Annotated in this window: 19 protein-coding genes and 1 tRNA gene; 17 read left to right on the plus strand and 3 right to left on the minus strand. The window is 69.7% G+C overall.

Going from position 1 to position 19,400, the window contains the following annotated elements:
* Positions 1-5 precede the first annotated feature (5 nt).
* Positions 6-2,747, plus strand: a complete 2,742-nt coding sequence (locus BJ986_RS09050) for a penicillin acylase family protein (protein WP_179421679.1) — start codon at positions 6-8, stop codon at positions 2,745-2,747.
* A 44-nt stretch (positions 2,748-2,791) separates the two neighbouring features.
* On the opposite strand, the gene BJ986_RS09055 is transcribed toward BJ986_RS09050, so the two are convergent.
* Positions 2,792-3,328, minus strand: coding sequence for a 5-formyltetrahydrofolate cyclo-ligase (locus tag BJ986_RS09055; RefSeq protein WP_179421680.1), 537 nt, complete (start codon positions 3,326-3,328; stop codon positions 2,792-2,794).
* A gap of 53 nt (positions 3,329-3,381) precedes the next feature.
* Here BJ986_RS09055 and BJ986_RS09060 point away from each other — a divergent pair, with 53 nt between their 5' ends.
* From BJ986_RS09060 to BJ986_RS09085, 6 genes are all read left to right on the plus strand, one after another.
* On the plus strand, positions 3,382-4,818 hold the full coding sequence (locus BJ986_RS09060; protein WP_179421681.1) for a UTP--glucose-1-phosphate uridylyltransferase: 1,437 nt from the start codon (positions 3,382-3,384) through the stop codon (positions 4,816-4,818).
* A complete protein-coding gene (gene glp, locus BJ986_RS09065) occupies positions 4,815-6,035 on the plus strand; it encodes a molybdotransferase-like divisome protein Glp (RefSeq protein ID WP_179421682.1) in 1,221 nt (406 codons plus the stop codon). The genes BJ986_RS09060 and glp overlap by 4 nt, the downstream gene beginning before the upstream one ends.
* A gap of 68 nt (positions 6,036-6,103) precedes the next feature.
* Entirely contained in the window at positions 6,104-6,535 is a 432-nt protein-coding gene (moaC, locus tag BJ986_RS09070) for a cyclic pyranopterin monophosphate synthase MoaC (protein WP_202881551.1), read from the plus strand.
* Positions 6,532-7,050: a MogA/MoaB family molybdenum cofactor biosynthesis protein gene (locus BJ986_RS09075; protein WP_337795062.1), complete on the plus strand. Its 519-nt coding sequence runs from the start codon at positions 6,532-6,534 to the stop codon at positions 7,048-7,050. Before moaC ends, BJ986_RS09075 begins: the two co-directional genes overlap by 4 nt.
* The gene (locus BJ986_RS09080) at positions 7,050-7,712 is read left to right on the plus strand and encodes a GNAT family N-acetyltransferase (RefSeq protein ID WP_179421684.1); all 663 of its coding nucleotides are present in this window, start codon (positions 7,050-7,052) and stop codon (positions 7,710-7,712) included. Before BJ986_RS09075 ends, BJ986_RS09080 begins: the two co-directional genes overlap by 1 nt.
* A 10-nt stretch (positions 7,713-7,722) precedes the next feature.
* Positions 7,723-8,628: a hypothetical protein gene (locus BJ986_RS09085; protein WP_179421685.1), complete on the plus strand. Its 906-nt coding sequence runs from the start codon at positions 7,723-7,725 to the stop codon at positions 8,626-8,628.
* Between the two features lie 37 nt (positions 8,629-8,665).
* Here the strand turns inward: BJ986_RS09085 and BJ986_RS09090 are convergent, their stop codons facing one another.
* Entirely contained in the window at positions 8,666-9,103 is a 438-nt protein-coding gene (locus BJ986_RS09090; protein ID WP_179421686.1) for a DUF2231 domain-containing protein, read from the minus strand.
* 135 nt (positions 9,104-9,238) lie between these two features.
* Here BJ986_RS09090 and BJ986_RS09095 point away from each other — a divergent pair, with 135 nt between their 5' ends.
* The 3 genes from BJ986_RS09095 to BJ986_RS09105 all read left to right on the plus strand — a co-directional run bounded on the left by BJ986_RS09095 (position 9,239) and on the right by BJ986_RS09105 (position 10,773).
* Positions 9,239-9,751, plus strand: coding sequence for a sigma-70 family RNA polymerase sigma factor (locus BJ986_RS09095; RefSeq protein WP_179421687.1), 513 nt, complete (start codon positions 9,239-9,241; stop codon positions 9,749-9,751).
* Positions 9,748-10,545: an anti-sigma factor family protein gene (locus BJ986_RS09100; RefSeq protein ID WP_179421688.1), complete on the plus strand. Its 798-nt coding sequence runs from the start codon at positions 9,748-9,750 to the stop codon at positions 10,543-10,545. The genes BJ986_RS09095 and BJ986_RS09100 overlap by 4 nt, the downstream gene beginning before the upstream one ends.
* A gap of 155 nt (positions 10,546-10,700) precedes the next feature.
* Positions 10,701-10,773, plus strand: a tRNA-Ala gene (locus tag BJ986_RS09105).
* 173 nt (positions 10,774-10,946) lie between these two features.
* Here the strand turns inward: BJ986_RS09105 and BJ986_RS09110 are convergent.
* Complete coding sequence (locus tag BJ986_RS09110; RefSeq protein ID WP_179421689.1) at positions 10,947-12,038, minus strand: substrate-binding domain-containing protein; 1,092 nt, start codon at positions 12,036-12,038, stop codon at positions 10,947-10,949.
* A gap of 288 nt (positions 12,039-12,326) precedes the next feature.
* Between BJ986_RS09110 and BJ986_RS09115 the strand changes: the two genes are divergently transcribed.
* The 7 genes from BJ986_RS09115 to BJ986_RS09145 all read left to right on the plus strand — a co-directional run bounded on the left by BJ986_RS09115 (position 12,327) and on the right by BJ986_RS09145 (position 19,219).
* On the plus strand, positions 12,327-13,325 hold the full coding sequence (locus tag BJ986_RS09115) for an SIS domain-containing protein (protein ID WP_179421690.1): 999 nt from the start codon (positions 12,327-12,329) through the stop codon (positions 13,323-13,325).
* A gap of 2 nt (positions 13,326-13,327) precedes the next feature.
* On the plus strand, positions 13,328-14,353 hold the full coding sequence (locus BJ986_RS09120; RefSeq protein WP_238338072.1) for an SIS domain-containing protein: 1,026 nt from the start codon (positions 13,328-13,330) through the stop codon (positions 14,351-14,353).
* Positions 14,354-14,364: 11 nt separating this feature from the next.
* On the plus strand, positions 14,365-15,219 hold the full coding sequence (locus BJ986_RS09125; RefSeq protein WP_179421691.1) for a PfkB family carbohydrate kinase: 855 nt from the start codon (positions 14,365-14,367) through the stop codon (positions 15,217-15,219).
* On the plus strand, positions 15,216-16,571 hold the full coding sequence (locus tag BJ986_RS09130) for an ABC transporter substrate-binding protein (protein ID WP_179421692.1): 1,356 nt from the start codon (positions 15,216-15,218) through the stop codon (positions 16,569-16,571). Before BJ986_RS09125 ends, BJ986_RS09130 begins: the two co-directional genes overlap by 4 nt.
* A gap of 126 nt (positions 16,572-16,697) precedes the next feature.
* Complete coding sequence (locus BJ986_RS09135) at positions 16,698-17,585, plus strand: carbohydrate ABC transporter permease (protein ID WP_179421693.1); 888 nt, start codon at positions 16,698-16,700, stop codon at positions 17,583-17,585.
* Positions 17,585-18,523: a carbohydrate ABC transporter permease gene (locus BJ986_RS09140; RefSeq protein ID WP_238338073.1), complete on the plus strand. Its 939-nt coding sequence runs from the start codon at positions 17,585-17,587 to the stop codon at positions 18,521-18,523. Before BJ986_RS09135 ends, BJ986_RS09140 begins: the two co-directional genes overlap by 1 nt.
* A 36-nt stretch (positions 18,524-18,559) precedes the next feature.
* The gene (locus BJ986_RS09145) at positions 18,560-19,219 is read left to right on the plus strand and encodes an HAD-IA family hydrolase (protein ID WP_179421694.1); all 660 of its coding nucleotides are present in this window, start codon (positions 18,560-18,562) and stop codon (positions 19,217-19,219) included.
* The last annotated feature ends 181 nt before the right edge of the window (positions 19,220-19,400 follow it).

Genomic DNA, 19,400 nt, shown 5'->3' on the forward strand with positions numbered 1-19,400 from the left:
GCAGGGTGTCTCGCGCCCTTCTTGCCCGCCGCGTCGCCGTGGCAGTGGCGGCCCTGCTCGTCATCGTCCTCGGAATCGTGGTGGTCCTCGCCGTCACCTGGGTGCGGCGTCCGTTCCCCACGACGGAGGGCGAGATCCAGATCCCGGGCCTGTCGGGCAAGGTCAGCGTCATCCGCGACGACCACGGCATCCCGCAGATCTACGCGGACAGCGCCGACGACCTCTTCAAGGCCGAAGGGTTCGTCCACGCGCAGGACAGGTTCTTCGAGATGGACCTGCGCCGGCACATCACCGCCGGGCGGCTGTCCGAGCTCGTCGGCAAGGGTGGGCTGAAGACCGATGTGGTGATCCGCACGCTCGGCTGGCGCCGGGTCGCCGAGGCCGAGCTGCCGACCCTCAAGCCCGAGACCCGCCGCTACCTGCAGGCCTATGCCGACGGGGTGAACGCCTACATCCACCGGCAGGGCAACCCCTCGAGCATGTCGCTCGAGTACGTCGTGCTCGGCCAGAAGGTCACCGACTACCGGGTCGAGGACTGGACGCCGGCCGACTCCCTCGCCTGGCTCAAGGCGATGGCCTGGGACCTGCGCGGCGACTACAGCGCCGAGCTGATGCGCGCCCGCCTCGCCGGCTCGATGCCCATCGCCCAGATCAACGAGCTGTACCCGGCCTATCCCTACGGCACCAACAAGCCGATCCTCTCCCCCCAGGACTGGTCGCCCGGTGCGACCTCGGGCGACGGCGCGGCTGCGTCCTCGAGCTCGTCCCCGGCGACGGCGAACTCGGCCGTGCCGACCATGCTCGGACGGCCCACGCAGGCGAAGGTCGCGACGCGCCCCGCGCGGTCGAAGGTGGCGACGCGCCCGGCGGCCCCGGTGGCGGGGACTCCCGGCGAGCTGGCCGCCGAGACGGGCAACGCAGCCCAGAGCGCGTATGCCGTGGTGCAGCGGGCGCTCGCCGCGGTGCCGGTGACCCTGGGGCGCGGTGACGGCATCGGGTCGAACTCGTGGGTCGTCAGCGGGAGCCGCACCAGCACCGGAAAACCGTTGCTGGCCAACGACCCTCACCTCGGTGTCTCGATCCCCGGCATCTGGTACCAGGTCGGCCTGCACTGCCGGTCGGTGAGTGGCAGCTGCCCCTTCGACGTGGCGGGCTACTCGTTCTCCGGACTCCCCGGCGTGGTGATCGGCCACAACCAGTCGGTCGCCTGGGGGTTCACCAACCTCGGGCCGGACGTCAGCGACTTCTTCCTCGAGCAGGTGCGCGGCAACACCTACCTGCGCGACGGCAAGCAGGTCCCCCTGACCACGCGCACCGAGACGATCAAGATCGGCGGGGGCGGCCAGCAGACCATCACGGTGCGCAGCACCGTGCACGGCCCGATCCTCTCCGATGCCCTCGAACCGGTCGAGAAGGCAGGCGAGAGCCCGCCCGTCAACGGTCGGCCGAGCCCCGGCACCTACGAGGTGGCCCTGCAGTGGACCGGCCTCGAGGTGAGCCAGACCGCTGACGCGATCTTCGGGCTCGACACGGCCCAGAACTTCGCCCAGTTCCGCACTGCCGCACAGCAGTTCGCCGTCCCGGCCCAGAACCTGCTGTATGCCGACACAGCCGGCAACATCGGCTACCAGGCTCCGGGCCGGATCCCGGTCCGCAGCCGGTACATGGACTCTGCTCCAGGCTTCTGGATCAGGCCGGGCTGGGTCTCCTCGTGGGACTGGCAGGGCTACGTGCCCTTCGGCTCGATGCCGCACGCCTACAACCCGCCCGAGGGGTTCATCGTCGCGGCCAACCAGGCCGTGACCGAGAGCCAGACGCCGTTCCTGACGACGGAGTGGGACTACGGCTTCCGCAGCCAGCGGATCCGGTCGCTGCTGGAGAAGAACACCAAGGTCACGCCGGCCACGATGTCGGCCATCCAGGGCGACACCCGCAGCCAGTTCGCACCGACGCTGGTCAAGGCGCTGCTCAAGGTCGACCTCGGGCGCGACGACTTCACCAAGCAGGCGCAGGACCTGCTGCGTGGCTGGGACTACACGAACCCGGTGGGTTCGAGCGACTCCGGTGCCGCCGCTGCCTACTACAACGCCGTCTGGTCCAGCCTGCTCAACCTGACCTTCGATGACGAGCTGCCCAAGGACCTGCGGGCCGATGGCGGCGGCCAGTGGATGCAGGCCGTCTCGGTGCTGCTGACCAAGCCACGCTCGGCGTGGTGGGACGACAAGCGCACGCCCGGGGTGACCGAGAGTGAGTCCGAGATCCTGCGCAAGGCCCTCGTGGATGCCCGGCTCCAGCTGACCAAGCAGCTCGGCAAGGATCCGCACGACTGGCAGTGGGGCAAGCTGCACCAGCTCACCCTGACCCACCAGGTGCTGGGTGGAGCGGACGTGCCGGGCATCGTGTCCATGCTCTTCAACCGCGGACCCATGGACATGCCCGGCGGGTCGGCCATCGTCGACGCCAACGGGTGGGATGCCAGCGTGGGACTCGACGGCGGGGACACCAGCAAGGCGTTCGACGTCGACTGGGCGCCCTCGATGCGGATGGTCGTCGACCTCGGCAACCTCGACAAGTCGCACTGGGTCAACCAGACCGGGAACAGCGGCCACGCCTTCGCACCCCACTACAACGACCAGTCGCAGGCCTGGGCTCACAACGAGCTCTTCCCGTGGCCCTTCACCGAGAAGGCCGTCCGTGATGCCGGCGGCGACGAGCTGACCTTGGTGCCCGGCGGCTCCTCCGACTGACCGCGACACTCACGGGCGCGTCGGCGCGTCAGGGCGTCAAGGCGTCAAGGCGCCTGAAGGCCCCGCCCCACCTCGACCACCCCCGGCCCGACCGCCATGACGGCATGCACCGTGCGGTCGTGCGGCTCGGTCGGCAGGTCCTCGTCGAGCAGCTCCCACGGATGGACGACGGCCACCAGCCGGGCGGCGGTCCGGGGAACCACCCGGTCGTAGCAGCCCTTGCCCTGCCCGATCCGCGTCCCCGAGCGGTCCACCCCGTGGGCCGGCAGGAACACCACCGCAGCGGTGGCGATCGCCTCCCTGCCCAGGACCTGCTCGCTCCCGGCCTCCCGCCAGTCCAGGTCCCAGTCGTCGAGGGTGACCGGCACCATCACCCGGATGCCCTGCGCGGACAACGCCTCGATCATCGCTTCGGTGGGCGGCTCGAGAGCCGTGGCCTCGTATGCGGCGACCCAGTCCCCGCGACGGACCCCCGCGGCATGTACGACCTCGAGCGCGGTCAGCGCCAGCTCCTGCGCGTCGCGGGCCCGGTCACGCGCCGGCACGCGTTCGCGGCGCACCGAGCGCAGGTGCTGTCTCATGGCGCTCTTGCTGGACGGGGGCACGCCCAGATCGTCCCACTAGGCTGCCCGTCATGAGCAAGGAAGGGCTGGCGCAGGCGGTTGCGCGGATGACCGAGCGGGGGGTCGACCCGTTGGCGATCCACGCGTTCGAGGACGCCTACGCCCAGCTCGAGTCGGGCAAGGCCGGGATCATCCCGGAAGACGACATCGAGCCCCTGCGCGACGTGACGACGCTCGAGAGCATCGCCGCCGACGATGACCAGACGGTTCAGGCGCTGGCCCGTACCGCCGTCATCAAGCTCAACGGCGGTCTGGGTACGAGCATGGGCCTGTCCGGTCCCAAGTCGGTGCTCGAGGTCCGCGACGGACTGACGTTCCTGGACGTGGTGGCGCGCCAGGTGCTCGCGCTGCGCGCCCGCCACGACGTGCAGGTCCCGCTGGTGCTGATGGACTCGTTCCGCACCCGACAGGAGTCGTTGGCCGCGTTGGCGGCGTATCCCGACCTGGCCGTCGACGGGCTGCCGCTCGACTTCCTGCAGAACGCCGAGCCCAAGCTGCGCGCCGATGACCTCACCCCGGTGTCGTGGCCCGACGACCCCGACCTCGAGTGGTGCCCTCCCGGCCATGGCGACGTCTACGTGGCCCTGATGGCCAGTCGCGTGCTGGCAGCCTTGCGGGACAAGGGATTTCGCTACGCGTTCCTCTCGAACTCGGACAACCTCGGGGCGACCTGCGACCCGGCGATCCCGGCCTGGATGGCACGCGAGTCGATTCCGTACGTCTCGGAGGTCTGCGACCGCACCCTCAACGACCGCAAGGGTGGCCACTTGGCAGTCCGTCGCAGTGACGGCAGGGTGGTGCTCCGCGAGAGCGCGATGGTGGCACCCGAGGACCAGGAGCACTTCCAGGACACGCGGCGGCACTCGCTGTTCCACGCCAACAACCTGTGGGTCGATCTCGACGCCCTCGATGCCCAGATGTCGGCGCGCGACGGCGTCCTCGGCCTGCCGATCATCATCAACCGCAAGACCGTCGACCCCCGACGCCCCGACTCCACGCCGGTCATCCAGCTCGAGTCGGCCATGGGCATGGCGATCGAGGTCTTCGACGGGTCTCGCGCGCTGCACGTGCCCCGGAGCCGGTTCCGTCCGGTGAAGACGACCAACGAGCTGCTCCTGCTCCGCTCGGACCTGTATGGCTTCGGCGAGGAGTTCGAGGTCGTGGCCAGGTCGACGCGACCTGATCCTCGCGTCGACCTCGACAAGCACTACACGCAGATCAAGCAGTTCGATGCACGGTTCCCCGGGGGCAGCCCGTCCATGATCGACTGCACCTCCCTGACCGTTCGTGGCGACGTGACGTTCGGCGCCGGGATCCGGTGCGTGGGCGAGGTCGTGGTGGAGGCTGACGAGCCGTTCACCGTCCCCGACGGCACCACCCTCACCGCGACGGCGACGGTGGCAGACATCCTCGGAGACACCGTGGCGGAAGGAGCGACCACCTCGTGATCAGCGTCGAACAGCACCTGGACCGGATCCTCAGCACGGTCACAGTGATTCCGCCGTTCGAGCTCGGCGTCCTCGACGCGCAGGGCTGCATCCTGGCCGCGGACGTCCAGGCTCGGGGGTCGCTGCCGGGCTTCACCAACTCCGCGATGGACGGGTATGCCGTGCACGCCTCGGACATCGCGACCGCCAGTGCCGAGAGCCCGGTGACCCTGCCCGTGGTCAACGACATCGCTGCGGGCAACACCAAACCGTGGTCCCTCGCCAGCGGGCAGACCATGCGAATCATGACCGGTGCCCCGATGCCGCATGGCGCCGACGCCGTCGTGCCCGTCGAGGCGACCGATGGCGGGGTGGTCCGGGTGCAGATCAGGGAGCGTCGGAGCGTGGGCGCGCACGTGCGCGAGGTCGGCGAGGACGTCGAGGCCGGGAACGTCGTCCTGCGTCGTGGCACCCTGCTCGGTCCCGGACAGATCGCCCTGCTGGCGGCCGCCGGCATCGCCCGGGTGCGCGTCGTCCCGAGGCCGCGGGTGGTCGTCATCTCGACCGGCGACGAGCTCGTCGAGGTCGGGCGCACGCCCGGGTTCGGCCAGATCGTCGACTCCAACTCGGTGATGCTGACTGCCGCCGTGACCGCCGTGGGGGCAACGCCGTTCCGGGTCGGGGGAGTGCCGGACGACGCCCGCACCCTCATGGAGACCCTCGAGGGCCAGCTCGTCCGCGCCGATGCGATCATCACGACCGGCGGTGTCTCGATGGGCGCCTTCGACACCGTCAAGGAGGTCCTGTCGCGGGTCGGCACCATGCGGTTCGACAAGGTCGCGATGCGTCCGGGCATGCCCCAGGGTTTCGGGGTGCTCGGTGACGAGCGCGTGCCCGTGTTCACCCTGCCCGGGAATCCGGTGAGCGCCCTGGTGTCCTTCCACGTGTTCGTGGCACCCGCGCTGCGCGCCATGGCCGGCCGCCCCGAGCCGTCCTACCCGCCGGGCTACGTCCCCGCCGTGGCGGCGGAGCCGTTCGGCTCGGTCGAGGGCAAGATGGAGTTCGTGCGGGTGATCCTCGACGACGACCGGGCCCGACTCGCCGGGGGCCAGGGCTCCCACATGCTCGGTGCGCTCGCCGCCGCCGACGCCCTGGCCGTCATCCCCGAGGACGTGACCGAGGTCGCGGCGGGTGACGAGCTGATGTGCCTGCCGCTGCTGGGCCGGGAGGGGATGTGAGCCTCGACCCGGCGGAGCGGCCCGGACCGTCCGGACTCACCCACGTGCGACCGGACGGGTCGGCCCACATGGTCGACGTCTCCGCCAAGGAGGTGACCGCGCGCCAGGCATCCGCTGCCGGTCGGGTCCTGCTGTCTCCCGCGGCGGTCGCGGCCCTGCGGGACGGGACGGTGCCGAAGGGCGACGCGCTCGCGGTCGCCCGGATCGCCGGCATCCAGGCGGTGAAGCGGACCCCCGAGCTCATCCCGCTGGCGCACCCGATCGCCGTGCACGGGGTCGAGGTCGACCTCGAGGTGGTCGACGACGGCGTCGACATCGGAGCCACGGTCCGCACCGCCGACCGCACCGGCATCGAGATGGAGGCCCTGACTGCAGTTGCGGTCGCGGCGCTGGCCCTGATCGACATGGTCAAGGCGGTCGACAAGCACGCACGGATCACCGACATCCGGGTCACCGCCAAGTCGGGCGGGCGTTCCGGCGACTGGGCGGAGGCGCTGTGACCGAGGGCGTCGCGGGCATCGACGACCTCGCCGACAGCGCCCGCCCCACTGCGGTCGTGATCACCTGCTCGACCCGCGCTGCCCAAGGGGTGTACCCCGACCGTGGGGGTCCCCTCGTCGTGGAGGCGTTGCGGCAGTGGGGTCTGGCGGTCGGGGACCCCGTGGTCGTGCCCGACGGCCCCGCCGTTCGTGAGGCACTGGCGCAGGCACTGGCCGGCATACCGGACGTGGTCATCACCACGGGGGGCACGGGGCTGTCGCCCACGGATGGCACGCCCGAGGCGACCAGGGCCGTCCTCGACCGCGAGGTCCCCGGACTGGCCGAGGCCATCCGGGGCGCCGGGCTCGCGGCCGGGGTGCCGACGGCGGCGCTGTCGCGCGGGGTGGCCGGGGTCTCCGGCACGACCCTCGTGGTCAACCTGCCGGGGTCGACCGGCGGGGTCCGCGACGGGCTGGGGGTGCTGGAAGCCGTGCTGCCGCACGCGCTCTCGCAGATCCGCGGCGGCGACCACTGATGGCCCTCTGGCCGGTAGAGCTTCGGGGGGAGACCCCCGGCGGCGAGCACGTGCTGCTCGACTCGCTGCACCGCCGGGACCGGGCCGAGTGGGCGGAGGTCCGCAGCCGCAACCGTTCGTGGTTGGGGCCCTGGGACGCGACGTCGCCGGACCAGGAGCAGCCGGTCATCTCCTTCGCCGGGCTGGTGCGGCACTACCGCCGGGAGGCCAAGGCGGGTCGGATGCTGCCGTTCACGCTCCGGATCGAGGGCCGCATCGTCGGCCAGATGGTGCTGTTCGGCATCTCGTACGGGTCGCTGCTCTCGGCCTCGGCGGGGTACTGGGTGGACGAGTCCGTCGCCGGCCGCGGCATCGCCCCAGTGGCCCTGGCGCTGGCGGGCGACCATGCCCTGGGCACGATGGGGCTGCACCGGATCGAGGTCAACATCCGTCCCGAGAACGCCAACAGCCTTGCCGTCGTCCGCAAGCTCGCCTTCCGCGACGAAGGGGTGCGGGCGTCCTACCTGCACATCGACGGGGCCTGGCGCGACCACCGGACCTTCGCCCTGACCACCGAGGACCTGGGCGGCCACTCGCTGCTCGAGCGGTTGCACACCAACCACACCAGTCACAGTGGCGACACACCGCCCCACGTCCCCGGTCCGTCAGCACAGGAGACCTAGCCTCGTATCCGTGCAGCCCAGCAGTCTTGTCTTCCTCGTCATCATCGCGGTCTGGGCTGCCTATTTCGTGCAGTTCTGGGTCCGTCGCCGCGAGCACCTCGCCACCGCGCGCTCCGTGGACCAGTTCTCGGAGTCGATGCGCGTGCTCGAACGCCGCAGTCCGCTGCCGGCGTCCAACCTCTCCGCGCCGCAACCGCGTTCGTATGCCGTGTCCCCAGCGCGCGCCGCGCGTCCGCAGGTGGTCGTGAAGCGTGCCGAGACCGCCCGGGCCGAGCTGCCCAGGCCGTTCGAGGCGGAGCCGGTGCGCACGAACCCCCTGGTGGCCCGCCGCAACCGGGCGATGATCATGCTCGGGGCCCTGTCCACGGTGGTGGTGGCGCTCCCGCTCGTCGCGCTCTCGTTGCTGCCCGTGCTCACCCTGCTCGTGCCCCTGGTCTGCGTCGGTGGGGCCGTGGCCTGGGCCCGCAGCGCCGCGCTGGCCGAACGTCGCTCCCGTGCCGCCTCCCGTGACTCCTCCCGCCCGGCCTGTTCGCACCCGGCCCCGGCGCAGCCGACCTCGTCCCACGGGGCTGTCCCGTCGGGGGTCGAGCCGGTGGTCGAGCCGGTGGTCGATGCCGCGGTCGAGTCCGTCATCGCAGCCCAGCCAACGCGGCCGGAGCTGTTCGACCACGAGGCTGCGGACGTGGCTGTGCCAGCAGCGGCCACGCCTGAGTCCTCGCGCATCCCGGCCCGCCCGCTCGTGGACGAGGACGACATCCCCCTCACCTGGGATCCCGTGCCGGTGCCGCGACCGACCTACACGATGAAGTCCCGGGTGACGCGCCCCGCGCCCACGTCCGCCGACCTGGTGGGCGACGCCGACACGGAGTACGCGGCATACCAGGACGTCCCCGAGCGTCGGGTCGCCGGCGCCTGACCTGTCGGGACCACGTTCCGGAGGTGCCTGGCGCGACCTACCGGTTGCCCCACACCGCGTGGGCGCCCGAGTCGCCGGTGAGCACCACGATCGTGCCGGTGCCCACGGCGCTGCCGACCACGAGCAGCCCGAGCACGACCCGGACGACCGTGGCCGAGCCCTGTCGCAGGTAGAGCCACTGCACGAGGGTCGTGACGGCCAGGGCCACGGCCCAGGGCAGGACCTTGTCGCCGTAGTCCTGGTGCGCCTTGATGAAGGGCGGGTTGCCGAGCCTGGCGGCGAGGTCGTTGCCTGCGCGGGTCGTGATCGGCACGACTGCCGCACCGATGACGGCGCCCAGGGGGACGAGGAAGGTCAGCTTCCGCTGGGCGGCCGGCCAGGCGCTCACCAGCACGGCGGCGAGAGAGGTCAACGGCAGGAGCACGACGACCGCGTGCACGAGCAGGACGTGGGCCGGGAGTCCGTTGATCTGCATGACCCAGGAACGTAGCCGAGGTCGCAGGGGTTCACGGCGTCCACGCTGAACCGCGCGGGCCGATGTCTCGTCCTTTACGGCGAGTCCCCGGTGCGGGGAGGATCTGTCGTGTCGAGGGGCGGGAGGAAGCCTGAGGTGGGGACGAACCAGCGGGAAGCGGCCCTGCAGGGTCTGCACGACCGCCATGCCGCCGAGCTGTGGCGGTTCGCCCTGCGGCTGACGCGTGACGCCCAGGTCGCCGAGGACGTCGTGCAGGAGTCGCTGCTGCGGGCCTGGCGCGACCCCGGGCTGGGGACGCGCTCCGAACAGCAGGCCAGGGCCTGGTTGTTCACCGTCGTGCGCAACCTCGTCGTGGACCGCTGGCGCAGTGCCGCGTCGCGGCACGAGGTCGCCGGCATCGACTTCGTCGAGCCCGGGGTGGGGGACCGGTCGGGCGAGGTGCTGGACCGGTGGCTGCTCGCCGACGCGCTCGGCTCGGTCTCGCGAGAGCACCGGCAGGTCATCGCGGCGGCCTACTACGAAGGGAGGACCGTGGCCGAGATCGCGGCCGAGTTGAGGGTGCCGGAGGGGACCGTGAAGTCGCGGTTGCACTACGGGCTGCGCAGCCTGCGACTGGTCCTGCAGGAGAAGGGGGTGAGCGGCCGATGAGCGAGCGCGACCAGTACGCCGACTGGGACGCCGCCTACGTGCTCGGTGCCCTTGCCGTTGCCGAGCGCCGCGAGTACGAGGAGCACCTGGCCGGATGTCCGGTCTGCCGCGCCGCGGTGGCCGAGCTCGCCGGGCTGCCGGGGTTGCTCGCCCAGCTGCCGCCCGGCGAGGTCCTCGCCATGGACCATGACGTCCTCGACCTGGAGCTCCCGGCCTCGTTGATGCCCGCGCTGCCCTCCCAGCCGGTCAGGACGGCCCGGCGCGCCTGGTTGGTGCCCTTGACCGCCGCTGCGGCCGCTCTCCTCATCGGAGGCGTCGGCGGGTATGCCGCGTCCAACGCCGGGCGCGACGGCGCGCCAGCACCGGGGGCCACCTCGAACGCCGGGTCGACCAGGCCCGGCTTGGTGGCGGGAGGCAGGTTGGCCTTCAGCGCTGTCGAGCCGTCGCTGATGACGGCCGTGGTCGACGTCGTGCCCACCGCGAGCGGGACCGAGCTGCGGGTGGAGTGCCAGTACGCCCGGCAGACGGGCAGCGCGGCTGGTGGTTCTGGTGCTGGGGGTTCGGGCGCGGGTGGTTCGGGCGCTGGGGGTTCGGGCGGCGACTACCGCGTGGACTATGCGATCTGGGTCGTGGATCGAGCCGGTCAGGCGACGGAGCTTCGCGACTGGACCGCCCGGCCGGACCGGATCATGCACCCGGTCGGGGTGTCTACCCTGCCCGTCGCGCGCATCGCGGCGGTGGAGATCCGGCAGGTCGACACGGGCCACACGGTGATGCGAGCGCGCCTGACCTGACGAGAACGCCTTCGAGCCGGTCAGCGGACGCCCAAGTCGCCGGTCCCTGTGCCGATCCCTATGCCGTGCCCCACGCTGAGAGGCACGGCATAGGGACCGGCAGGCGACCGTTTTCCATCGGGCCCCGTGCTGGTGTTATTGTTTCGTCCGCATCAGGGGCTGTGGCGCAGTTGGTAGCGCGTCTCGTTCGCAATGAGAAGGCCCGGGGTTCGAATCCCCGCAGCTCCACCCGATGACACCCTGTCTGACCTGCCCAAACGGCGCAGGATGGACAGGGTGTCTTGCTATGTGACTGTCAGCTATTGCTCCATCGGACCCGAGCCAGCCCATGAACTCCATGCACTCGAACTGCGCCTCTCACCTTGAGGGGCTGCCGGGGCCGGGCGGGTGTACTGAAACCCTCATGTCGCCAGCCACGGTCCTACTGAGCCGCGTTCGATGAGCTCGGTCGGTAACCGTCGATGGGCCACCGCGCCCCCTGCTCCCTCGATGCGTGACAACAGCAGGCGGCACGCCGCCACCCCGATCTCGTAGGCCGGCTGGGCGACGACCGTCAACGCCGGGCTGACCACGTCAGCCCACTCGGTGTCGTCGAAGCCCAGCAGAGACACGTCCTGCGGGCAACGAATTCCCGCGCGCGCTATGGCGTGGAACGCCCCGAGCGACTGCATGGCGTCGAAGGCGAGGATCGCCGTGGGCCGGTCATCCAAGGCAAGCAGTCTGGCCGTCTCGGCCTCGCCGTCCTCGCGCCGGTAGCCACCGGAGGAGATCAGCTCCGGTCGGATAGGGACACCTGCCGCCGTCATGGCATCGCGGAACCCGGCCGCGCGGGCGCCGACAGTCGTTGCCGATGCCCGTTCGACGCCCCTCATGTCGGGGCGCAGCATGCGTTCCAGCATCGTGGGTGTCCCGCCGGTGAGGATCGCGATCTCTCGGTGGCCGTTGGCCAACAGGTGCTCGGTGGCAGCTCGCGCAGCCTTGCGGTTGTCGATACCTACCGTGTCGGCTTGCAGGCCCGCCACGCTCCGGTCCAGCAGGACCACGGGGATGCCGGCTGCAATGACCTCGCGGAGGTGGGACCTGTCGCCACCGTCTGCGGGGCACACGACCAGGCCGTCCACGCGTCGCTCGGTCATCAGCCTGACCGCGGTCTCCTCCTTGTCGAGCTCCTCGTCGGTGTTGGCCAGCAGCACCTCGAACCCCTGAGCCCGCGCCGTGTCGGCGATGCCGCGCAGTGAACGACGGAAGAAGGGGTTCTCGATGTCTGACACCACGACGCCGAGGGTGCGCGTCGACCCGGTGATCATGCTCCGCGCGAGGCTGTTCGCTCGATAGCCAAGCTGTTCGGCTGCCGCGAGCACCCGTTCGCGGGTGCTCTCGCGCACCGAGCCATAGCCGCCGAGCGCCCTGGCAGCGGTGGCGGTGGAGACTCCCGCTTCACGCGCGACGTCGGGAACCGTGGCGATGCCGCGCGGTTCAACGCTCTTGCTCACGGTGCTCCTTCGAATACGTCTCGAACCAACGGTTTTGGTGGTCTGCCGAGTCGATCGCTGTGGCGGTCGGCGCCGCGAGCGCGCGGGTCCCCGGCGCCCCGTCGGCGGCACGCCTCCGCCGACTTCTGGCCCGACCTTAGCCGGTGTCGGAATGCCTCGTCGCACCGGATCTGACCAATTTCCGGGAACCCTCTTGACAGGAGGCCTATGGGTTGAGAACGTTCTCACTCATCACGTTGAGAACGTTATCAAAAGCGAGCTACTCGCGGATTGGAACCAGGAGCACCGATGACCGAAACCCTTCCCCTCAAGCCGATCGACGCCGACATCGTCGACAAGCTGACGGCCACCATCGCGGAGCGCGAGGCGATCGCGACCGTGGTCCGCGACGTCGTGGAGCGCGGGCTGCGCAACGTGTACTTCGTCGGCGCCGGCGGCTCTATCATCTGCAGCTACCCGGCCCACTACCTGCTCCAGCAGAAGGCATCGTTCCCGGCCTTCCAGCTCCAGAGCGACGAGCTCAACACCTCGGTGCCGGCGATCATGGGTCCCGGCTCGCTCGTCGTGCTGGCGTCCTACACCGGAACCACCAAGGAGACCGTCGCCGCCGCCAAGACCGCCAAGGCCACCGGCGCGACGGTCATCGCCGCCGCCAAGCCCGGCAGCCCACTCGCCGAGGCGGCCGACACGGCCTTCACCGGGAAGAGCGACCTCTTCGAGCTGATCGTCGCCTTCGAGCTGCTCGCCGCCACTGGCGCCGAGCTCGACACCGACGCCGTCGACCAGGCACTTGCGGCTCTGCCTGTCGCCGTCCGGCACGCAGTCGAGCAGGCCGAGCCGGAGCTCGCCGACATCGCCAACGCGTTCAAGGACGAGCCGATCACGTACGTCCTGGGGTCCGGACCCAGCTACGGATGGGCCTACGGCCTGGCCATGTGCTTCCTGCAGGAGATGCAGTGGAAGCACGCGGCGGCGTTCAACTCCGGAGAGTTCTTCCAGGGTGCGTTCGAGATGGTCGACGACGACACCGCGGTCCTGCTGTGGGTCGGTGACGACGCCTCGCGGCCCATGGGGGAGCGGGCGAAGAGCTTCCTCGACCAGTACTGCAAGAAGGCGCAGTACGTCGACGTGCGCGACCTCGAGCTGCCCGGCATTCCCGAGTCCGTCCGAGGCGAGGTCTCGCCGATCGTCGTGGGTGCACTGGCCAACCGGCTCGCCCAGCACTACGAGTCGGTCCGCGGTCACGACCTCGAGACGCGTCGGTACATGTTCAAGGTCGAGTACTGAGCATGACTCCCGACCTGCTCAACTTCGACCCAGCGCGCTACCTGCGCATCCAGTCGGGTGCCGTCGGCCTGGCCGATCAGATCGACGCCGTGGTGGCTGACGCCCTCGGCTCCGGCGTGACCAACGTGGTCTTCGCCGGCGCCGGGGGGGCGGGCATCCTCATGCAGCCCGCGGCCGCCCTGCTGCGCGACCGTTCAGCCTTCCGCGCCGACGTCGTCCTGCCCGCCGAGCTCGTCGTGACGGGCTCGGCAACGGTGGGCCGAGACACCCTGGTGGTCATCCCGTCGCTGTCCGGCACGACCGCCGAGAGCATCGCGGCCCTCGAGTTCGTCAAGGCCGCCGGGGCGCGGGTGCTGGTCCTCACCGGCCACCCCGACACCCCGCTGGGGACCAAGGCCGACGTCAGCCTGGTGAACTTCGCCGAGGACGACACGTCCTGCGAGTCGTTCTACCTGCAGGCGCTGCTGCTGTCGCTGTCGATCATGGCGCGCACGGGCGTGCTCGAGGACCACGCCGCCGTCGTCGCCGAGCTGACACGTCTGCCCGAGCTCCTCCTCGACGCCAAGGGCGCCTTCGATCGGCGAGCGCCCGCGCTCGCCGAGGCGATCGCGGCCGATCCGTGGCACATCGTCACCGGGTCCGGCAACACGTGGCCGGAGGCCTTCTACTACGGCATGTGCATCCTGGAGGAGATGCAGTGGATCCGGACGCGCCCCGTGCATGCCTCGGACTTCTTCCACGGCACCCTCGAGCTCGTCGAGCCTGACGTGAGCGTCCTCCTGCTCAAGGGCGAGGACGCCACCCGGCCCCTCGCCGACCGGGTGGAGCGCTTTGTGTCGGGACTCACCGAGAAGCTGCTCATCCTCGACACGGCGGATGTGGAACTGCCCGGGATCTCGCAGACCACCCGGGCACTCGTGTCGCCGGTAATCCTGGCTGCCCTGCTCGAGCGGGTCAGCGCCCACCTCGAGGTGCTCCGTGACCACCCGTTGACGACCCGCCGCTACTACCGTCGCATGGCGTACTGAAGGACGGCAGCATGAACGTCACTCTGCTCACCCTTGGCGACAACGTCGTCGACCGGTACCTCGAACGGGGGGTGCTCTACCCCGGAGGGAACGCGGTCAACGTGGCCGTGCACGGGCGTCGATGTGGCGCCGGCGCGGCCTACATCGGGGCGGTAGGCACCGACCTCGCCGGTCGCACCGTCCTCGACGCGCTGGTGGCCGAGGGGGTGGACACCTCGATGCTCAGGGTCGTCGAGGGCCCGAACGCCTCGGCGGACGTGCGCGTCGTCGATGGAAACCGCGTGTTCGACCACGGGGACCCGGGGGTGTCGAGGTTCGTGCTGACACCGGCGGACTTCGCAGCCGTCGCAGCGGCGACCGTCGTGCACACCGGTGAGTGCTCCATGGTCGAGGACCAGCTTGGCGACATCTCCGCCGCGGCACCGCGGCTCTCCTTCGACTTCTCGGAGCGCCCGCGGGCCTACATCGCCGAGTACGCACCGCTCGTCGACATCGCCATCCGCTCACTGCCCTTCGCGAGCGTCGACGAGGCCGTCCACGAGGCCCGGCGCATCCAGGACCTCGGCCCGGGCCTCGTCGCGGTCACGATGGGAGCCGGCGGTGCGGTGGCGCTCCAGGGCGAGCACGTGGTGTACGCCCAGGCGCCCGCAACTCCCGTCGTCGACACCCTCGGGGCCGGGGACGCCTTCATCGGCCGACTTCTCGCCGGCCTCATCGGCGACATGCCGCTCGCGACGCTCCTGGGCGCCGCGACGGCATACGCCTCAAGCACCTGCGCCACCTTCGGCGCCTTCGGGTACGAGACCTCACTCGAGGGACTCACTGCACCGCTCAACCCCATCCACAAAGGAGTGGACCTCACATGAAGCACACCATGCGCAGCGCATCCTTCGCCGTGCTCGCCACCGCGACCGCGGTGGCCCTGGCCGCCTGCGGCGCGCCCGGGACGGCCAACCCTGGTGCGGGAGGAGCCAGCAGCCAGAGCCTCAGCGCACCAGCCGAGAAGTCGGGAACCATCACCATGGTCACCAAGTTCGCGGACCCCAAGTACGCCCCGTACTTCGAGAGCGTGACCAAGGCCTACGAACAGGCCAACCCCAAGGTCACCATCAAGCTCGAGCAGGTGGGAGACCAGCCCTACAAGGACAAGATCCGGGTGCTCTCGGCCTCGAAGCAGCTGCCCGACATCTACTTCTCGTGGGCCGGTGACTTCGCCAACAAGTTCGTCCGTGCCGGTCTGGCGGCCGACCTGACCTCGGTCATCGGGCCCGACACCGAGTGGGGCAAGACCTTCTCGCCGGCCGCCCTCAAGGCCTTCGAGACCAAGGGCAAGAACTTCGGTGTGCCGATCGACCTCGACGCGAAGTACCTGGCCTACAACAAGTCAGCCTTCACCAAGGCCGGGATCAGCGGAGCTCCCGCCTCGCTCGAGGAGCTCATCGGGGACTGCGACAAGCTGAGGACGGCGGGCTACACGCCCATCGCCTTCGGCAACCAGTACGGCTGGCCAGCGATCCACTACATCACACAACTGAACGCGTACAACGTCCCACCGGACACCCTCGCCAAGGACTACGACCCGGCCACAGGTGCATTCACGGATCCCGGCTACACCAAGGCGGTCGACCAGTTCAAGGACATCGTCACCCACTGCTCCAGCAAGGACGCCAACGGTGTCTCGCACGAGGCCGGACAGGCGAACTTCCTCAACGGCAAGGCCGCCATGCACTACCTGGAGTCGGTCGAGTTCCAGGCGCTGACCGCCAAGGGAGGTGCGCCGAAGCAGCTCGCCGACAACTGGGACTTCATGCGGCTGCCCGCACCCCAGGGCGCGGCCGGTGACGCCGGAGCCCTGACGGGTGCACCGGACGGGTTCATGGTCAACGCCCAGAGCAAGAACGCGGCGCTCGCCGTCGACGTCCTCAAGTTCATGACCACCCAGCAGAATGCCGCGAAGCTCACGGCTGACATCGGCTGGCTGAGTCCTGTCCAGGGCTCGGCGACCTCGGCGAACTCGTTCCCGCAGCTCCAGTCAGCACTCGCCGACATCAGCAAGGCCAACCAGTTCGCGATCTGGCTCGACACGGTGACCAACGCAGAGGTGGCCAACGCCTACCTCTCCGGGATCGAGGGCGTCATCTCCGGCTCGAAGACGAGCAAGGACGTCATGACCGGCGTCCAGGAGGCCGCTGCCAAGGCCAAGAAGCAGGCTGGCTGACCTCACACCCAGGTGGGGCGGGCGGATCATTGGACGTGCCCGCCCCACTGACCGAGGACCACCCGGTCCGACCTCGACACGGTCGGTCAGCGTCGACCGACCAACGCCCACCGAGGAGGGCATGACATGAGCACCACGCTGATGCGATGGCGGTCGCTGGCCTGGGTCCTGCCCGCCCTGGTCCTGCTGCTGGTCTTCGTCTACTACCCCATCGTCGACAACCTGCGGCTGAGCCTGTTCTCCTGGAACGCGTTCTCGGTAGCGCCGACCTTCGTCGGGCTCGACAACTACCGGACGGCGTTCCACGACCCGATCTTCTGGACGGCACTGTGGAACAACACGGTGTTCGCGGTCGTGTCACTGGTCTTCCAGGTCGGTTTCTCGCTCGTCCTGGCGGCCCTGCTCGAGGAGTTCGTCCACCAACGACTGCGTGGCATCCTCCGCACGATCTACTTCATCCCCGCTGTCATCTCGATCACGGTCGCGGGCATTCTCTTCTCGTTCCTCTACAACCCCGAGATCGGGCTCGTGAACCGCCTGCTCGGAGCGGTGGGGCTCGAGAGCTGGCAGCACTCGTGGCTCGGGGAACCGAGTACCGCCATGGGCAGCATCATCGCGATGAGCCAGTGGCAGTCCATCGGCTACACCGCGATCTTGTTCGTCGTCGGAATCCAGCGGATTCCCAAGGAGTTCCACGAGGCTGCGAAGGTCGATGGCGCTGGCCCGATCCGGAGGTTCTTCTCGGTGACCGTGCCCATGGTCCGCGAGATGACGACGCTGATCATCATCCTCACCGTCTCCGGAGCCTTTCTCGTGTTCAACGAAGTGATGGTCATGACCGCGGGTGGGCCCTCGGACTCCAGCCAGGTGCTCGGCACGTGGCTCTACCGCAACGCCTTCCTCAACGACGACATGGGATACGCGTCCGCCATTGCCACGGTCATCTTCGTGATCACGCTTGCGATCGGCGCCGTCCAGATCGTGGTCAGCCGCCGACGGAGGATCCAGTGGTGATGTCCGCCTCCAGCCCGACCCCGACCCCGACCCCCACCCGCCAGACGAAGGCAAGCCCGACGTTGGCCATGACGGCGAACACCCCGGCAGTCGGGAGGTCGACGCGGGCAGCGCGTCGCTTCGGGGCCCGCGCAATGCGCCTGGCAGGCTGGCTCGGGCTCGCACTGCTCGTCGTCGCCGTCCTCTATCCCTTGCTGTGGATGGTCTTCAGCAGCTTCAAGAGCAACCAAGAGGTCTTCGCGAACCCTTGGGGCCTGCCGGGCAAGCTGCGCTGGGGCAACTTCGGCAGGGCCGGCAGCGCCGGGGTCGTGCGCTACTTCGTCAACAGCGTTCTGGTGACCTCCGCCTCAATCCTCACCACGGTCCTCTTCAGCGCCTGGTCTGCCTATGGGCTCGTGCGCCTGCGCGTCCCCTTCGGGGGGGCCATCCTCGGGCTCCTGCTTGGCGGGCTCATGCTCGCACCGACCGTGGCGCTCATACCCCTCTTCGGCCTGCTGCAGCAGCTACACATCTACGACAGCTACTGGGCACTCATCGTGCTCTACACCGCGTTCCGCATCCCCTTCACGACCTTCCTGATCCGGGCGTACATGATCGACATCCCCCCAGAGGTCGATGAGGCTGCCACGTTGGACGGGTGCTCGCCCACGCAGGCCTTCTGGCAGGTCATCCTGCCGATGTGTCGACCGATCCTCGTCTCCGCGGCCCTGCTACAGGCCCTCTTCGCGTGGAACGAGTTCGTGTTCGCGCTGGTCTTCATCAGCACCGGTGACCTCAAGACGCTGCCCGTGGGACTGATGGACATGCAGAGCCGACTGCTCACCGACTGGCCAGTCCAGTTCGCCGGCCTGACCATGGCCGCGTTGCCCATGATCGTCCTTTTCCTGATCGGTCAGCGCCAGTTCCTCAGAGGGCTCACCGACGGCATCGGCAAGTAGCTCCCCGCAACACCCCTCCCAGACTGAAAGGGCCGCGTGCCTGTGGACCTGGTCATCTTCGACTGCGACGGCGTCCTGGTCGACTCCGAGCTGATGGGGGCGCGGATCGGTGCCACGGTTCTGACCAGCCTCGGGTGGGAACTCAGCGCCGACCAGGTGATGGAGCGCTTCCTGGGACGCTCGGAGGAGTACTTCCAGGCCGAGGTCGAGCGAGCCCTCGGCCGACCGCTCCCGAGCGGCTGGGACGACGAGTTCGAGCACCTCTACGACGCCGCCTACGCCACCGAGCTGGAAGTGGTCGAGGGCATCATCCCGCTGCTCGACGAGCTGACAGAGCAGGGCATCGCCACCTGTGTGGCGTCCAACGGCAGCCACGACAAGATGCGGCGCACGCTGGGCGTGACGGGACTATACGAACGCTTCCAGGGGCGGATCTTCAGCGCACGGGACGTGCACCGCGGCAAGCCCGCACCGGACCTCTACCTCCACGCCGCCCGCACCATGGGAGTGGAGCCCAGCCGGTGCGTGGTGGTCGAGGACAGCCCGCCCGGCGTCGCATCGGCCCGGGCAGCAGGCATGCGCTGCATCGGGTATGCCGCCTCCACTCCTGCCGAGCGCTTGGCCGGTCCGGGGGTCACGGTGTGCCCGACGATGGCGCAGGTGCGCGACGAGCTGTTGGCTCAGCCTTCGCAATGAGAAGGCCCGGGGTTCGAATCCCCGCAGAGGTGCCGTCAAGGTTGCGTTAAGGGCCGTGACGAATGCTCGGCGCGCCCTGCAGGCTGGCGCCATGAGCGCTGCGCAGCTGCAATTCACGGGTCGCTGAGGAAGTCTTGTCCGGAACTGCCGAGTCCCTGAAGAGGCTCCTGATCGGGCGCGC

Source organism: Pedococcus badiiscoriae (genome assembly GCF_013408925.1).
Classification (GTDB): Bacteria; Actinomycetota; Actinomycetes; order Actinomycetales; family Dermatophilaceae; genus Pedococcus; species Pedococcus badiiscoriae.

What these genes read in the sequence shown, in the direction of transcription:
- BJ986_RS09080 (WP_179421684.1), top strand. Translation starts at nt 7,050, where the DNA reads ATGGCCCTCTGGCCGGTAGAGCTTCGGGGGGAGACCCCCGGCGGCGAG.
- moaC (WP_202881551.1), top strand. Translation starts at nt 6,104, where the DNA reads ATGGTCGACGTCTCCGCCAAGGAGGTGACCGCGCGCCAGGCATCCGCT.
- BJ986_RS09135 (WP_179421693.1), top strand. Translation starts at nt 16,698, where the DNA reads ATGAGCACCACGCTGATGCGATGGCGGTCGCTGGCCTGGGTCCTGCCC.
- BJ986_RS09090 (WP_179421686.1), bottom strand. Translation starts at nt 9,103, where the DNA reads ATGCAGATCAACGGACTCCCGGCCCACGTCCTGCTCGTGCACGCGGTC.
- BJ986_RS09060 (WP_179421681.1), top strand. Translation starts at nt 3,382, where the DNA reads ATGAGCAAGGAAGGGCTGGCGCAGGCGGTTGCGCGGATGACCGAGCGG.
- BJ986_RS09120 (WP_238338072.1), top strand. Translation starts at nt 13,328, where the DNA reads ATGACTCCCGACCTGCTCAACTTCGACCCAGCGCGCTACCTGCGCATC.
- BJ986_RS09055 (WP_179421680.1), bottom strand. Translation starts at nt 3,328, where the DNA reads ATGAGACAGCACCTGCGCTCGGTGCGCCGCGAACGCGTGCCGGCGCGT.
- BJ986_RS09125 (WP_179421691.1), top strand. Translation starts at nt 14,365, where the DNA reads ATGAACGTCACTCTGCTCACCCTTGGCGACAACGTCGTCGACCGGTAC.
- BJ986_RS09140 (WP_238338073.1), top strand. Translation starts at nt 17,585, where the DNA reads ATGTCCGCCTCCAGCCCGACCCCGACCCCGACCCCCACCCGCCAGACG.
- BJ986_RS09130 (WP_179421692.1), top strand. Translation starts at nt 15,216, where the DNA reads ATGAAGCACACCATGCGCAGCGCATCCTTCGCCGTGCTCGCCACCGCG.
- BJ986_RS09100 (WP_179421688.1), top strand. Translation starts at nt 9,748, where the DNA reads ATGAGCGAGCGCGACCAGTACGCCGACTGGGACGCCGCCTACGTGCTC.
- BJ986_RS09115 (WP_179421690.1), top strand. Translation starts at nt 12,327, where the DNA reads ATGACCGAAACCCTTCCCCTCAAGCCGATCGACGCCGACATCGTCGAC.